Annotated in this window: 13 protein-coding genes; 9 read left to right on the top strand and 4 right to left on the bottom strand. The window is 67.9% G+C overall.

Features of this window, described 5'->3' with window-relative positions:
- Window positions 1-115: 115 nt before the first annotated feature.
- The 3 genes from HGB51_RS05165 to HGB51_RS05155 are packed head-to-tail and all read left to right on the top strand — an operon-like array spanning window position 116 to window position 3064.
- A complete protein-coding gene (locus HGB51_RS05165; RefSeq protein WP_070207626.1) occupies window positions 116-817 on the top strand; it encodes a C39 family peptidase in 702 nt (233 codons plus the stop codon).
- A gap of 8 nt (window positions 818-825) precedes the next feature.
- Window positions 826-1710: a hypothetical protein gene (locus tag HGB51_RS05160; protein ID WP_070207627.1), complete on the top strand. Its 885-nt coding sequence runs from the start codon at window positions 826-828 to the stop codon at window positions 1708-1710.
- 43 nt (window positions 1711-1753) lie between these two features.
- The gene (locus HGB51_RS05155) at window positions 1754-3064 is read left to right on the top strand and encodes a transporter family protein (RefSeq protein ID WP_070207628.1); all 1311 of its coding nucleotides are present in this window, start codon (window positions 1754-1756) and stop codon (window positions 3062-3064) included.
- Window positions 3065-3234: 170 nt separating this feature from the next.
- Here HGB51_RS05155 and HGB51_RS05150 read toward each other — a convergent pair whose 3' ends face one another.
- The 3 genes from HGB51_RS05150 to HGB51_RS05140 form a co-directional block, all read right to left on the bottom strand.
- A complete protein-coding gene (locus HGB51_RS05150; RefSeq protein WP_070207629.1) occupies window positions 3235-4572 on the bottom strand; it encodes a sigma-54 interaction domain-containing protein in 1338 nt (445 codons plus the stop codon).
- 247 nt (window positions 4573-4819) lie between these two features.
- The gene (locus HGB51_RS05145) at window positions 4820-5599 is read right to left on the bottom strand and encodes a C40 family peptidase (RefSeq protein WP_070207630.1); all 780 of its coding nucleotides are present in this window, start codon (window positions 5597-5599) and stop codon (window positions 4820-4822) included.
- A gap of 131 nt (window positions 5600-5730) precedes the next feature.
- Complete coding sequence (locus HGB51_RS05140; protein WP_070207631.1) at window positions 5731-6264, bottom strand: C40 family peptidase; 534 nt, start codon at window positions 6262-6264, stop codon at window positions 5731-5733.
- A gap of 117 nt (window positions 6265-6381) precedes the next feature.
- Between HGB51_RS05140 and HGB51_RS05135 the strand changes: the two genes are divergently transcribed.
- From HGB51_RS05135 to HGB51_RS05110, 6 genes are all read left to right on the top strand, one after another.
- Complete coding sequence (locus HGB51_RS05135; RefSeq protein WP_070207632.1) at window positions 6382-6861, top strand: FKBP-type peptidyl-prolyl cis-trans isomerase; 480 nt, start codon at window positions 6382-6384, stop codon at window positions 6859-6861.
- 111 nt (window positions 6862-6972) lie between these two features.
- Window positions 6973-8190, top strand: coding sequence for a DUF418 domain-containing protein (locus HGB51_RS05130; RefSeq protein WP_256123601.1), 1218 nt, complete (start codon window positions 6973-6975; stop codon window positions 8188-8190).
- A 59-nt stretch (window positions 8191-8249) separates the two neighbouring features.
- Window positions 8250-9605 (top strand): glutathione-disulfide reductase, encoded by a 1356-nt coding sequence (gene gorA / locus HGB51_RS05125; RefSeq protein ID WP_070207634.1) that lies wholly within the window; start codon window positions 8250-8252, stop codon window positions 9603-9605.
- Window positions 9606-9618: 13 nt separating this feature from the next.
- Window positions 9619-9990: an MGMT family protein gene (locus HGB51_RS05120; protein WP_084738914.1), complete on the top strand. Its 372-nt coding sequence runs from the start codon at window positions 9619-9621 to the stop codon at window positions 9988-9990.
- A 34-nt stretch (window positions 9991-10024) separates the two neighbouring features.
- The gene (locus HGB51_RS05115) at window positions 10025-10693 is read left to right on the top strand and encodes a rhomboid family intramembrane serine protease (protein ID WP_070207635.1); all 669 of its coding nucleotides are present in this window, start codon (window positions 10025-10027) and stop codon (window positions 10691-10693) included.
- A gap of 13 nt (window positions 10694-10706) precedes the next feature.
- Complete coding sequence (locus HGB51_RS05110; RefSeq protein ID WP_070207636.1) at window positions 10707-11273, top strand: DUF4166 domain-containing protein; 567 nt, start codon at window positions 10707-10709, stop codon at window positions 11271-11273.
- Window positions 11274-11347: 74 nt separating this feature from the next.
- Here HGB51_RS05110 and HGB51_RS05105 read toward each other — a convergent pair whose 3' ends face one another.
- Entirely contained in the window at window positions 11348-13357 is a 2010-nt protein-coding gene (locus tag HGB51_RS05105; protein ID WP_070207637.1) for a M13 family metallopeptidase, read from the bottom strand.
- Window positions 13358-13445 lie beyond the last annotated feature (88 nt).

Below are 13445 nucleotides of genomic sequence, written 5' to 3'. Positions count from 1 at the left end.
CGTTGAGCGCAACAAGCCCGGTCATCCGCCAATGGCCGGGTTCCCCCGGGAGCCCCTGTCCCATCCTCCCCCTTTGGGGCAGGGGCTCCTTCCTTACCTTCCGGAGCTTTCGCCGATGTGGTCGACCCGAGCCCTGTGCTGCCTGATGTTGTTGCTGCTGTTGCCGGCAGGCGCCACGCGCGCCGGTGACGTGGCCTTCAGCGGCGTGCTGCCCAATGGCGCGGTGTTCACCCAGAAAGTGGAGAGCATGCAGGAACGGCGCTTCCGCAACATGGTGCGCCAACACACCGACTACAGCTGCGGCGCGGCCGCACTGGCCACGATCCTGCGTTATGCCTACCACCTGGACGCGGACGAAGGCACGGTGATCGAAGGAATGATGGGGGTCTCCGACCCCGAGCTGGTCCACCAGCGTGGTTTTTCGCTGCTGGACATCAAACGCTATGTGGAATCGCTGGGCATGCGCGGGCGCGGTTACCGTGTCGATGAAGACCGTCTGCGTTCAATGCGCATCCCCGGACTGGTGTTGATGGATGTACGCGGGTTCCGCCACTTCGTGGTCCTCAAGCAGGTCCGTGACGACGTGGTGGACGTGGCCGACCCGATCCTGGGCAACCGCAGCATCCCCATCAACGAATTTCTCGAATCATGGCCGTCGCGCGCCGTGTTCGTCGTGATCGGTAGCGATTTCGACCGCAACACCGTGCTGCTGCAGCCCGGCGAACGGCCCAGCGCGCGTTCGCTGTATGCCCGGCAGGGGCCGATCACCGACGCGGAACTGGTCGACTTCGGTTTTGCCCACGCCGATCTGTTCTAGGAGGCAACATGAACATCGCACCATGGACGCCCGCCGTACTGCTGCTTGCCCTTGCAGGCATCGCCCCGGCCCATGCGGCCGACGCGCCGAAGGCAGAGCAGGGGCGCCCCGGCAAGGGACTGAACGAGATCCCCGACCCGGAACTCAACCTCATGCGCGGCCGCTACACGGTCAATGGCACTTCCGTGGCGTGGTTCGGCGTCACCATGATTTCGCAGTGGCAGGCGGGCAACCAGTCCGCGCAGGCTGCGCTGACCCTGGGCATGGACTTCCGCAACAGCACCAGCACCCCGAAGGTCACGTTCACGCCCAGCGTCACCGTGACCGCGGCCGACGCTCCGATGCCGGTGACGCCGGGTCGCAGTGTCGACTCCAGCGGTCTGCAGAACGTCGCGGGCCTGTCCCAAAGCGTGCAGGTGGCCGGCGACAACAACGTGGCCAGCAACGCCACCCAATTGAACGTGCGTGACGGCAGCGCGCCGCCCGCCAGCGAAACGCCTGCAGCGCCGTCGTCGGTTGCGCAGGCCAGTACGCATGAAACGACGGCCACGCAGGCCGCTGCACAGCAGGCAAACGTGGAGCAGGTCGCCGCACAGCAGGCACCAGCCCAGCAGGCCACGGCCCAGCACGGAGGCGTCAGCGCCGTGGCCCAGCAGGACGGCAACAGCGCCAGCGTGAAGCTGGATATCCAGGGCGTGGGCCAGGTCCAGCAGTGGATCCGCAACGGCAGCGTCGGGCAGAGCATCGCGATCAGCAGCGACGGACAGGCGGTCCGCAACCGCATGCAGATCGACCTGGTCCGGCAGACGCTGGCCAGCGGTGCATCGTTGAACCAGAACGTAGCCCAGGCGATGAACCTGGTGCGCGGTGTTGGCATGGGGCCCGGCCAGTAACCCTGGCCGGTGGGGGGAACGACACAGAACGCAGGGCAAGGAAATGCACACCTCGATACGTAGAACCCCGCTGGCGCTGGCGGCGCTGGCACTGATGGCATCGGCCAGCGCGGGCGCGCAAAGCGCCCCGGCCACGCCAACCGACGAAGCAGACGTAAAGGCACTCATCGAGCAACTGGAACTGCTCAAGGCCAACTACGCCCAGGAAGTGCGCAGGCTGCGCGAACTGGACATGCAGGTGCAGGCCATGCAGGCCCGCCTGAGCGGCAAGACCGCGCCGCTGGCCGGCACCGCGCCCGCCCCGCCGCAGCCGTCCAGCGCGCCCGCCGCACCGCCCAGCGGTGACGGCTATGCCAGCACCGCTTCCGAAGCACAGGAAGCCAAGCAGGCCTCGCGGCGCAGCGTCGACGACGTCAAACAGCAGACCTCCACGCTGTTCACCCGTCGCTTCACCCTGGAAAACAGCCTCACCTACGCGCGTTACGACCGCAAACAGCTCACCCTCAACGGCTTCCTCGCGCTCGACGCGATCTTCCTCGGCAACATCGCCATCGAAAACGTCGAGTCCGACACCCTGACCTACAACCTTGCCGCCCGCTGGGGCCTGACCCCGCGCCTGGCATTGAACCTCGACGTCCCCTACCTTGCCCGCAAGACCGTGTTCCAGAAGGGCGGCGCCGGCGGCGCAGCGGCCGCCATCGCCCAGGAAGAAACCACCGGCAACGGCATCGGCGACGTCAGCCTCAGCGCCAACTACAAACTGTTCTCCGAACAGGGGCGCTGGCCGGAAACCGTGCTGACCGTCGGCGCCACCGCCCCCACCGGGCGCGAACCTTACGGCCTCGACTGGAAAGTCCTGCAGCGCGACGACGACGACTTCATCCGCTTCGCCGTGCCCGCCGAACAACCCACCGGCAACGGCGTCTGGCAGGCCAACGTCGGCCTCTCCGCGGTCAAGACCGCCGACCCCGCGATCCTGTTCGCCAACATTGGCTACATCCACTCGTTCGAACGCAGCTTCGACGACCTCGACGCCAACCCCGACACCATCAACCCGGGCGACGTGAAGCTGGGCGGCTCGTACTACTTCGGTGCCGGCGTGGCGTTCGCCTTCAACGAACGCACCAGCCTGAGCATTTCCTTCAGCGACAAGCTCAGCGCACGCGCATCCACCCGCTTCCAGGGCGGGCAGTGGGTGAAGATCGTGGGGAGCGATGCGAATGCAGCGACGTTGAACCTGGGTATCACGTACGCGTTGAACCAGAAGACGACACTGGTGAGTTTGCTGGGGATTGGGTTGACGCCGGATGCGCCTGATTTCACGTTGGCATTCAAGGTGCCGTACATGCTTTGAGTTGAGAGCTGACACGCGTGGCGTGTCACTACGCGGTTGTCGACGTCCCCCGATGTCACCGACATTTCCGAGGAGCCGGGCAGAGCCCGGCTCTACCGCGTTTCAGCGAATGACCGACCCACCCCCGCCGGCCCAAGCCAGGCGAACCTCAACGAGTAGCGCTCTTGCTCTCAACGCAACTCAGGCAGAGCCAACTGATGTTTCCGGCACAGCCGATACACCGTCACCCGAGACACCTGCATGGTGCGAGCACACGCCGTAATGTTGAACGCGTTGTCGCGCAGAGCCTGCAACAGCGCATCCCGCTCCGCCGCCTGTCGCGCGTCGTGCAGCATCCGCTGCGGCATCTCCACCTGCGGCGGCAGCAGCTCCAGGTCGGCCACGCTGATCAGTTCCGCCTCGCTCACGATCGCCGCCCGCTGCACCCGGTTCAACAGCTCTCGCACATTGCCCGGCCAGTTGAAACGCTGCAGCGCCCGCGCCGCCTCCGTACTGAACCCCCGCGCCCGCGTCACATGCCGGCGCCGGAAGCTCGCCAGGAAATGCTCCGCCAGCAACAGGATGTCCGTCCCACGCTCACGCAACGGTGGCATCGGCAACCGCAGCACATTGAGCCGGTAGAACAGATCGCGGCGGAACTGCCCCCGCTCCACCGCCTGCTCCAGGTCCACATGCGTCGCCGCCACCACCCGCACATCCACCGACACCGGATGGTTGCTGCCCACCCGCTCGATCGTGCCCTCCTGCAGCACCCGCAGCAGATTCGTCTGCGCATCCAGCGGCAGGTCCCCGATCTCGTCCAGGAACACCGTCCCGCCCGTCGCCGTCTCGAACAGGCCCAGCCGTCGCGTCGCCGCGCCCGTGAACGCCCCGCGCTCATGCCCGAACAGCTCAGACTGCACCAGCGCCGCTGGAATCGCCCCGCAGTTCACCGCCAGGAACGGACGCCCATGGCGCGGCGACAGCGCATGTAGTGCCTGCGCCGCCAGCTCCTTGCCCGTGCCCGTTTCCCCCGTGATCAGTACCGGCAGATCCACCGGCGCGAACTTCCGCAGTGCCGCCCGTGCCACCTGCAGCACCGCACTGTCCCCGACCAGCGCCTGCGCACCGGCCGGCTGTCCCGCCGCCTCACCGTCGGCCAGCTGCTGCAGCCGCAGCACCAGCCCGGTCACGTCCAGCGGCGCCGTATACGTCTCCACGCAGCAGCCCAGCAGCGCCTGCAGCGCCGGATCGGCCGGCAGCGGACCGGCCGGCACGATCGCCAGCAGCCGCATGTGCCGGTGCTGTGCCAACAGACCCTGCAGGTGTTCCAGGTTGCCCGGCGGCGCACCGCGCAGGTCCAGCAGCCCGACCACCAGGTCGTTGCTGCGCATGCCGATCGACACGCACTGGTCGCTCGCGACCCCACGTACCTGCCAACCTTCCGCTGCAAGGGCGGCCCGCTCGGCCGCGTGTGGGTGCCCAAACCAGATTACACACCGGGCCGGAAATTCAGGGACTGCCGCCATGCGTCACCTTTGAGGAAAAAATCCCGGGCGGTGTCTACAGGGTCGGCGTGCCCCGACGGGCCGCCCCCCACCGGGATCAACAGCCCCCGCCGGACCCGGCCGGGACTGGTCGCGTGCAAAGCGATTTGCTCGAACGACAGTAGGGACAACGCCGGTTGCCGCCCGTACCGGCCACCGGCCGCCCCAACGAAGAAGGCCGCTGCAGGGCAGCGGCCTTCTTCACGGCAGGCGGGTCGGTCGGGTCGGCTCAGAGCTCGACGCGGCGGGCCTGCATGAACTTGCCACCCCAGTAGCCCGAAACCAGGCTGTCCACGCGGACGTCCTTGCCGGTGCTGGGCGCGTGCAGGAAGCGGCCTTCGCCCACGTAGATGCCCACGTGGTCGACCCGGCCCTTGCGGCCGAAGAACACCAGGTCGCCCGCGGCCAGCGCGTTGCGGTCGTTGATCAGCTCTGCTTCGCCGTCGTGGGCCATTTCACGCGAAACGCGCGGCAGCTCGATGCCCAGCGCGGTCTTGAACACATAGCCGACCAGGCCGCTGCAGTCGAAACCGCTGTCCGGCGAGGTGCCGCCCCAGCGGTACGGCGTGCCCAGCAGGGTCATCGCACGGCGCAGCAGCGACTGCACCTTGCCATTGTCGGCTTCGCCGCCGACCACCACCCCGGTCGCACCGGAACTGGCGTCGTAGTTGGCCAGCAGGCGGCTCAGGTCGCCGGCGAACATCGCCGAGCGGTCCATCAGCGGAATGGTGTCGTTGGCCGCCAGGTGCGGCAACAGGGCGGCAAGGGTGGCGCTGGCAGCGGCATCAGCCTTGCTGCGGGCCGGCGCCTCAGCCTTCGGCTTGGCGGCGGCGGGTGCTTCGGCGACGGCAGCAGCGGCAACCGGCGCGGCATCGACGGCGGTCGTCGGTGCGGTCTGTGCCCAGGCCGGAACACTGGCCAGGCAGAGGGCGAAAGCGAGAAGAGCGGGGCGGGCAGTGCGCCGGAAAGTGGCGGTCTGGCCTTGGCACGTCAGGTCGGCTGTCGTCACGCGGCGGTCACTGAATAAAAACGATGGGTGATGATGCCGTGTAAGACGTGTGATTTGGTACAAATTCCGTTAAATGTTCGTTAAGAACAACGTGATTCAAGTCACACTTTTGAACCTTTCCCCCATTCATTTCAGTGAAGTACGCGTTTCGCCCCCGTGTAGTGCTGCTTCCAGTACGTCCCGCCCAGCGAATCCAGGCGCACCGTTCCCCCGGTGCTCGGCGCGTGTACGAAGCGTCCTTCACCCACATAGATGCCGACGTGGAACACGTTGCCCCGGTCTCCGAAGAACACCAGGTCGCCCGGTGCCAGCCGCTGCGGGTCGATCTTCGGGCCCTGCACCGCCGCCAGGTCGCGCGAGGTGCGCGGCAGCTTCAGGTCGAGCATTTCCCGGTACACGTAGGCGACCAGCCCGCTGCAGTCGAACCCCGACTCCGGCGTGTTGCCGCCGTAGCGGTAGGGCGTGCCGACCAGCCCGATCGCGCGCATCAGCACCGCATTGGCCGCCTGCGGATCGTTCGGTACCACCGTTGGCCAGACCTGGGTGGAGGCCGGCGGCGCGCTCGGGCGGGTGGTCTTGCCACCGCCACAGGCGGCCAGCAGGGCCAGGCAGAGCAGGGCGGCACCCCGGGCGAACGGGCTGATCGAGCGCGGAACTGGCGTCATGTGCGTGATGTCCGGATAATGCGCGACCTCAGAAGGCCGTCATGATGGCGGCGTATCCGGCGGGCGACAACCCGTCCCACCCGTCTGCCCTGGCAGCCTCAGAACAAGAGTTCCCGCATGAAGATCGAAAAAGACCGCGTTGTCCGCTTCCATTACACCGTTGCCGAGCAGGGCCAGGAGCCGATCGAGAGCTCGAAGGACCGCGACCCGCTGGCGATCCTGATTGGCCACGGCAACATCATCCCGGGCCTGGAAAACGCCATGATGGACAAGGAAGCCGGCGCGACCTTCGAGGTCGACGTCAAGGCGGCCGATGCCTACGGCGAACGCCGTGAAGGCCTGACCCAGCGCGTGCCCAAGAAGCACTTCGGCACCACCAAGCTGACCCCGGGCGCCCAGGTCGTGCTGCAGACCAACTTCGGCCCGCGCGCGGTCACCGTGCAGAAGGTCGGCATGAGCGTGGTCGACGTCGACCTGAACCATCCGATGGCCGGCAAGGACCTGCACTTCTCGGTGGAGATCGTGGACGTGCGCGAAGCCAGCGCGGAAGAAATCGAGCACGGCCACGTGCACGGCGACGGCGGCCACCAGCACTGATGTAGAGCGGGGCGCTGCCCCGCTGCTTGTCTGGCTGCGGGGCGTTGCCCCGCAGCTTGCCTGGTTGCCGGGCATGGCCCGGCACTACCCGCCCCGATCCGCGAGTCGCCCGTGAAGCCTGCCACCCCGTCGCTGCAGCCCTTGGCCGGTGGCGACCGCATTGAAGTCATCGACATCCTGCGCGGGGTCGCGCTGCTCGGCATCCTGTTGATGAACATGGAAGCGCTGAGCGGCCCGCTCGACCTAGCCTTCACCGGGATCGACCCGCACTGGACCGGACTGGACTACTGGGTCGACGCGGCGGTGTACGTGCTGGTGCAGGGCAAGTTCTTCACCCTGTTCTCGCTGCTGTTCGGTGCCGGTTTCGCGATCATGGCGCAGCGTGCCGAAGCCGCGCGCCGCGACCTCACCCCGTTCTACCTGCGCCGCAGCGCCGGCCTGCTGCTCATTGGACTGTGCCACGCGCTGCTGGTCTGGTCCGGCGACATCCTGGTGATCTACGCACTGGTCTCGCTGCCGCTGCTGGCCACCCGCGAAGCGCCGCAGCGCTGGCTGCCGGCCATGGGCGTGCTCACCTACCTGTGCGCGGCCGCGATGATGCTGCTGCTCGGTGCCGTGGTCGGCCTGGCCGCGCAGGCGCAGGGCGAGGGCGGCAGCATGGCCAGCGCCATCGCGCAGGGCCAGCACACCGTTGAACTGCAGCGCCAGGCGTATGGGCATGGCACGTTTGTCCAGGCCGTGGCGCAACGTGCCAGCGATCTCGGCACGGCCCTGTCCGGCGCGCTCATCATCGGCCCGGAAGTGCTCGGCATGTTCCTGCTCGGCAGCTGGTTCGCGCGCAGCGGCGCGCTGGCCGAACCGGAACGCTTCGAGCGGCTGTATCGGCGGCTGCGCCTGGGCGCGTTGCCGGTCGGCCTGGGCCTGATGCTGCTCAGTGCGCTGTGGGTCCCGTACCTGGCGCCGGGCACCTTCACCCCCACCACCGGCGCGGCCTACGCGCTGTCGTCGCTGGCCAGCCTGTTGATGTGCCTGGGCTACCTGGCGTGGATCGTGCATTGGCACCGGCACCTGCGCGTGCTCGCACCGATGGGGCGGATGGCGTTGACCCAGTACATCCTGCAGTCGCTGGTCTGCACCTGGCTGTTCTACGGCTACGGGCTGGGCGCGTTCGAAACGCTGCCGCGCGCCTGGCAGGTGCCGTTCGCGCTGGCCCTGTTCGCGCTGCAGGTGCTGCTCAGCCACGCCTGGCTGAAGCACTTCCGCTTCGGCCCGCTGGAATGGGTGTGGCGCGCGATGACCTACGGGCGCTGGCCAGCGTTGCGGCGGTGAGACGCTTCTTGCCGCATCCTCACGCCTGAGGCGCAGGCGGGCGTGGCATGCTTGCGCCCATGACAACGCACTTTGATTACGACCTGATCGTGCTCGGCGGCGGCTCCGGTGGGCTGGCGGCCGCGTTCCGCGCCGCGCAGCACGGCAAGCGCGTGGCGATGCTCGAACCGGGCGAACTCGGCGGCACCTGCGTCAACGTCGGCTGCGTGCCGAAGAAGGCAATGTGGCTGGCAGCCGACCTTTCCGGCCGCGTCGGGCTGGCCGCGGCAATGGGCTTCGACGTACCCGCGCGACCCACGCTGGACTGGAAGGAACTGGTAGTGCACCGCCAGGGCTACATCGCCAACATCCACGCCAGTTACCTCAAGCGCCTGAACGACACCGGCGTGGTGCGCGTGCCGCGCAAGGGGCGGCTGGTCGATGCGCACACGGTGGAATGCAGCGACGGCATCCGCATCAGCGGTGAGCACATCCTGCTGGCGACCGGCGCGCACCCGCAACGCCCGGACATTCCCGGTGCCGAGCTGGGCTCGGTCTCCGACGATTTCTTCAATCTGTGCAGCGCGCCGGAGCGCGTGGCGATAGTCGGCGGCGGCTACATCGCGGTCGAACTGGCCGGGTTGCTGCAGGCACTGGGCAGTCGGGTCACGCTGCTGGTGCGGGGCGAGCGCCTGCTGGAGCGCTTCGATGCCGAGCTGACCGCGCAGCTGGCCGAGAACCTGCGCCACCAAGGCGTGCAGCTGCACTTCAATTACCGCCTGCGCGAGCTGCGCCGCGAGGGTGGCGAGGTCATTGCCTACGGCCACGACGGCCCGGCCGAACCCCGTTTCGACCAGCTGTTCTTCGCCACCGGACGGCGCGGCAACAGTGCCGGGCTGGGGTTGGAAGCGCTGGGGATCGTGGTGGGCGAAAAGGGCGAAGTGGAGGTCGACGACTGGCAGACCACCGCCGTGCCCAGCGTGCATGCGGTGGGCGACATCGCCGGCAAGGTCGGCCTGACCCCGGTGGCGATCGCGGCCGCGCGCAAGCTGATGGACCGGCTGTTCGGCGGCAAGCCGCAGGCGAAGATGGACTATGAAAACATCGCCAGCGTGGTGTTCTCGCATCCGGCGCTGGGCGCGGTCGGCCTGAGCGAACAGGAGGCGCGTGAGCGCCACGGCGACGTGCGCGTGTACTGCACCAACTTCCGCCCGATGGTGCAGGCGCTGGCAGACGGTGCGCAACGCAGCCTGTTCAAGCTGGTCTGCGTGGGCGAAGACGAGCGCGTGGTCGGCGTGCACCTGCTGGGCGAAGCCGCCGACGAGATCCTGCAGGGGTTCGCCGTGGCGGTGAAAATGGGCGTGACCAAGGCGCAGCTGGACGACACCGTGGCCATCCACCCGACCTCGTCCGAAGAAATCGTGCTGATGCGCTGAGGAGGCGCCGCACATGAAAAAGTCCAGGCCCAGCGCCGACGACGCGGCCGATGCCGCCGCGCAGGCGCGTGCGCGGATCCTGGCGGTGATCCGCGCGATCCCCCGTGGACAGGTGATGGGCTATGGCCAGGTCGCGGCCAAGGCCGGGCTGCCGGGCCGGGCCCGGCTGACCGCGCGGGTGCTTGGCATGAACGACGACCCGGACCTGCCCTGGCACCGGGTGCTGCGTTCGGACGGACGGATCGCCATGCCGGAAGGCTCGCGCGGCTGGCGCGAGCAGAACCAGCGGCTGCGCGCCGAAGGCGTGGTGATGGAGCGCGGCCGGGTCAAGCACATGCCCCGGGCCGAAGACGACCTGGATGCTGCGGTGTGGGGCCCGACCTGACGTTATGATGGGCCCGGTTCCAAAGGATGCCCCCATGTTTCCGCGACTGCCCACCGTTACCAAGGCACTGTTGATCGCCAACATCGTGCTGTTCCTGCTGCAGCAGCCGTTCCTGCTCGGCAACGGCACCTTCGAGCCGTTCATGCTGCAACCGCTGCGCGGTGGCTTCGACCCGTTCTCGCCGGGCGGAAACTTCCAGCCGTGGCAGCTGCTGACCTATGGCTTCCTGCATGGCAGCTTCGGCCACCTGTTCTTCAACATGCTGGCGCTCTTCATGTTCGGCGCGCCGCTGGAGCAGACCTGGGGCGAGAAGCGCTTCCTTACCTATTACCTGGTCTGCGTGGCCGGCGCCGGCCTGTGCCAGCTGCTGGTCGGCGCGATGCTGACCGACCCGGCCACCGTGCTCGGTGCCTCCGGTGGCGTGTTCGGCCTGTTGCTGGCCTACGGCATGCTTTTCCCGAACCAGCGCGTGATGCTGCTGTTCCCGCCCATTCCGATGAAGGCACGCACCTTCGTGATCGTATTCGGCGTGATGGAACTGGTGCTGGGCGCGACCGGCTGGCAGCCGGGCGTGGCCCACTTCGCGCACCTGGGCGGCATGCTGTTCGGCTGGCTGCTGATCCGCTACTGGCGCGGCCAACCGCCGTTCAAGCGACGCCCGCCGGGCGGACCGAAGCGGCCCAACCACCTGCGCAGCGTGTAAGCGAAGCACCGACATGGACGCCGGTGTCGTCGATGCTGTCACGGATGCCAGCCTGTACCGGCAGGTGATGGGCAGCGCCTTCGACGCGTTGCCGCCGCAGGTGCAGGCGCTGCATGCGGGATGCGACGCGCGGCAGTGGAGTGGCGTCGCCCGGATCCGCCGTGGCACGGGGCTGCTGTCGCGGCTGGTGGCGGCGGCGATCGGATTTCCGAAGGCGGCAGAACAGGTGCCGGTCACTGTTGCGTTCACGCCGGAGCGCGGCGGGGAACGCTGGACGCGGGACTTCGCGGGCCGTCGCTTCTCATCCTGGCAACGCCGTGGGGCAGGGCGCAACGACGCGCTGCTGGTTGAGCGCTTCGGTGCGATCGATGTCGCCCTGGCTCTGGTGGTGGAGGGCGAGCGGCTCACGCTGGTACCGCGTCGCTGGTCGTGCCTGGGCATTCCGCTTCCGAAAGCGCTGCTGCCGAAGGGCAAGACGTTCGAAACCGAAGTGGACGGGCGCTTCGTGTTCGACGTGGAGATTGCCGCGCCGATCGTCGGATTGATCGTGGCGTATCGCGGTTCGTTGTTGCCGGATTGAACGCATAACGAAAAATGCCGCGATCAGGATCGCGGCATTCTTCTGGGTACGGCCGGGCAGAGCCCGGCGCTACATCAGCGCCAGACCTTGATCTGGTCGCCATCCACACGCTGCATCGGCTGGCCCGGCTTGCAGCTGTAGGTGGCACCGAACGACGGCAGGTTCGACAGCGGACCATTGGTGCGCCACTTGCCCGGGGCCATGGTGTCCGAGGTCAGCCGCTGCGCGGCTTCGTTCGGCGACAGCTGCTGCGGCCACAGGCTGGCCCAGGCGCGGAAGAAGCCCTGCTGGGTAGCCGGCTTGGCGCCCGGCTCCACGGCGTTGTACGCCGCCCATGCCAGCTCCAGCCCGGCCAGGTCGGCGAGGTTTTCTTCGCGGGTCAGTTCGCCGTTGACCTTGGCACCCTTCACGCCGGGGAACTCGTAGCCGCTGAACTGCGCGGCCACGCGGTTGCCCAGCAGGTTCCAGGCGGTCTTGTCGGCCGGGGTCCACCAGCTGCGCAGCTCGCCCTTGGCATCCACCAGCGAGCCCTTGGCGTCGATCGCACGGGTCAGCTCATGCGCCACCAGCGCGCCGTAGCTGCCGTACTTGTCGGCGGTGTCGGACTTTGCGTTGAAGATCGGGCCCTGCAGCGCGGCGGCGGTGACGATCAGGCGGTTCTGCGCGATGTCATAGGCCAGCGCTGGCTGCTGCGGGAGCACGTCCCAGCGACGGTCGGCGTTGCCCTTGCCGATCCGCTTCATTTCTTCGCGGTGGCGCCAGGTCGAAGCGATCAGCATGTTGCTGCCGAAGCTGCCACGGCCCATCGGCTGCACGGTGTAGTCCAGGTCGCGCAGCGGGGTGCCGATCTCGATCTTCATCGCGGCCAGCTTGGCCTGCGCTTCGGTCTTGGCTTCCGGGCTCAGCCAGCTGCTGGCCTTGACCGCTTCGATCTGGGTTTCGCGGATCTTGTCGGCGATCACCGCAGCCTGGCGGCGGTCTTCAGCCGACAGATGGCGCGCGGCGTATTCGCGGCCGACCATCGGGCCGGCGGCCACGTTGATCGCGTCCAGCACCTGCTCCCAGCGCGCCGGGGCGATGGTTTCGCCACGGATCACGCGGCCGCGGAATTCGAACTCGGCATCGCGGTAGGCCTTGGACAGGTACGGCGCCATCGCATCGCCCACGCGCCAGCGCAGGTAGGCCTTCCACTGCTCCGGCTTGATCCGGGTGACCATGCCGTCGAGCGCCTTGAACAGCGCCGGGTCGGACAGCGAGACCAGGTCGTCGTTGACGCCCTGCGCCTTCAGGAAGGCGTCCAGCTGCAGGTTGCGGTAACGGCTGTTGAGCTCCTTGGTGGAGATCGGCGCGTAGTTGTTGAACGGGTTGTTGATGCCGGCCAGCGACTGCGCATTGCGTGCCAGCTCGGTTTCCAGCGCGATCACCGCCTGCGACTCGGCGTCGAGGTCGGCGGCCTTGGTGCCGGTCAGCGCCAGGATCTGCTTGACGTAGGCGCGGTAGCGGGCCATCAGGGCCACGGTGTCGGCGTCGGTACGGGTGTAGAAGGCCGGGTCGGGCAGGCCCATGCCACCCTGCATGAAGTAGCCGATGTGGCGGTCCAGCGCCTTCAGGTCGATGTCCGGGGCGAAGTTGAACGCCACCGGGATGCCGACCTGGTGCAGCGCGGCGATCGAGGCCGGTACGTCCTTGGCCTTCTTGATCGCGTTGATGCGGGTCAGCAGCGGGGCGATCGGCTGCGAGCCATCGGCCTCCACCGCGGCTTCGTCCAGGCCACTGGCCCAGAAGTCGCCCAGCAGTTTCTGCACGTTCCCCTGCGGCGCGTTCATCGCGCCATCGAGCAGTTCGCGCTGCTGCACGCGGGTACGTTCGGCCAGCTGGCCCAGCGCGGTGGTGGCACCGGTCTGCGGCACCGGATTGGCCTTCAACCAGCCGGTGTTGGTGGCGTCGTAGAAGTCGCTGCACTGCGCGGCGACCGCAGGTGCGCGGCTGGCAGCCTTCTTTTTCGGGGCGGCGGAGGCGTCGGTGACGACCAGGGTGGCCAGGCCCAGACCCAGGGCGATGGCAAGCGGACGAAGGTTGGGCATGCGAAGCAAATCCGGAAGGATTGAAGACCGGCGCACTATAGCAAGACCCAATGAAAACGCCGCATGCAAACACGAAGGCCCGGGCAGT

The organism is Stenotrophomonas bentonitica, assembly GCF_013185915.1.
Lineage (GTDB): Bacteria > Pseudomonadota > Gammaproteobacteria > Xanthomonadales > Xanthomonadaceae > Stenotrophomonas > Stenotrophomonas bentonitica.
Note: the sequence above shows the minus strand (reverse complement) of the source record. Positions and strands in the feature narration are given on the sequence as shown.

Bases quoted from the DNA above. Each gene is read 5' to 3' on its own strand.
- HGB51_RS05165 (WP_070207626.1), top strand. From the start codon at position 116: ATGTGGTCGACCCGAGCCCTGTGCTGCCTGATGTTGTTGCTGCTGTTG.
- HGB51_RS05135 (WP_070207632.1), top strand. From the start codon at position 6,382: ATGAAGATCGAAAAAGACCGCGTTGTCCGCTTCCATTACACCGTTGCC.
- HGB51_RS05160 (WP_070207627.1), top strand. From the start codon at position 826: ATGAACATCGCACCATGGACGCCCGCCGTACTGCTGCTTGCCCTTGCA.
- HGB51_RS05140 (WP_070207631.1), bottom strand. From the start codon at position 6,264: ATGACGCCAGTTCCGCGCTCGATCAGCCCGTTCGCCCGGGGTGCCGCC.
- HGB51_RS05120 (WP_084738914.1), top strand. From the start codon at position 9,619: ATGAAAAAGTCCAGGCCCAGCGCCGACGACGCGGCCGATGCCGCCGCG.
- HGB51_RS05110 (WP_070207636.1), top strand. From the start codon at position 10,707: ATGGACGCCGGTGTCGTCGATGCTGTCACGGATGCCAGCCTGTACCGG.
- HGB51_RS05105 (WP_070207637.1), bottom strand. From the start codon at position 13,357: ATGCCCAACCTTCGTCCGCTTGCCATCGCCCTGGGTCTGGGCCTGGCC.
- gorA (WP_070207634.1), top strand. From the start codon at position 8,250: ATGACAACGCACTTTGATTACGACCTGATCGTGCTCGGCGGCGGCTCC.
- HGB51_RS05115 (WP_070207635.1), top strand. From the start codon at position 10,025: ATGTTTCCGCGACTGCCCACCGTTACCAAGGCACTGTTGATCGCCAAC.
- HGB51_RS05155 (WP_070207628.1), top strand. From the start codon at position 1,754: ATGCACACCTCGATACGTAGAACCCCGCTGGCGCTGGCGGCGCTGGCA.
- HGB51_RS05150 (WP_070207629.1), bottom strand. From the start codon at position 4,572: ATGGCGGCAGTCCCTGAATTTCCGGCCCGGTGTGTAATCTGGTTTGGG.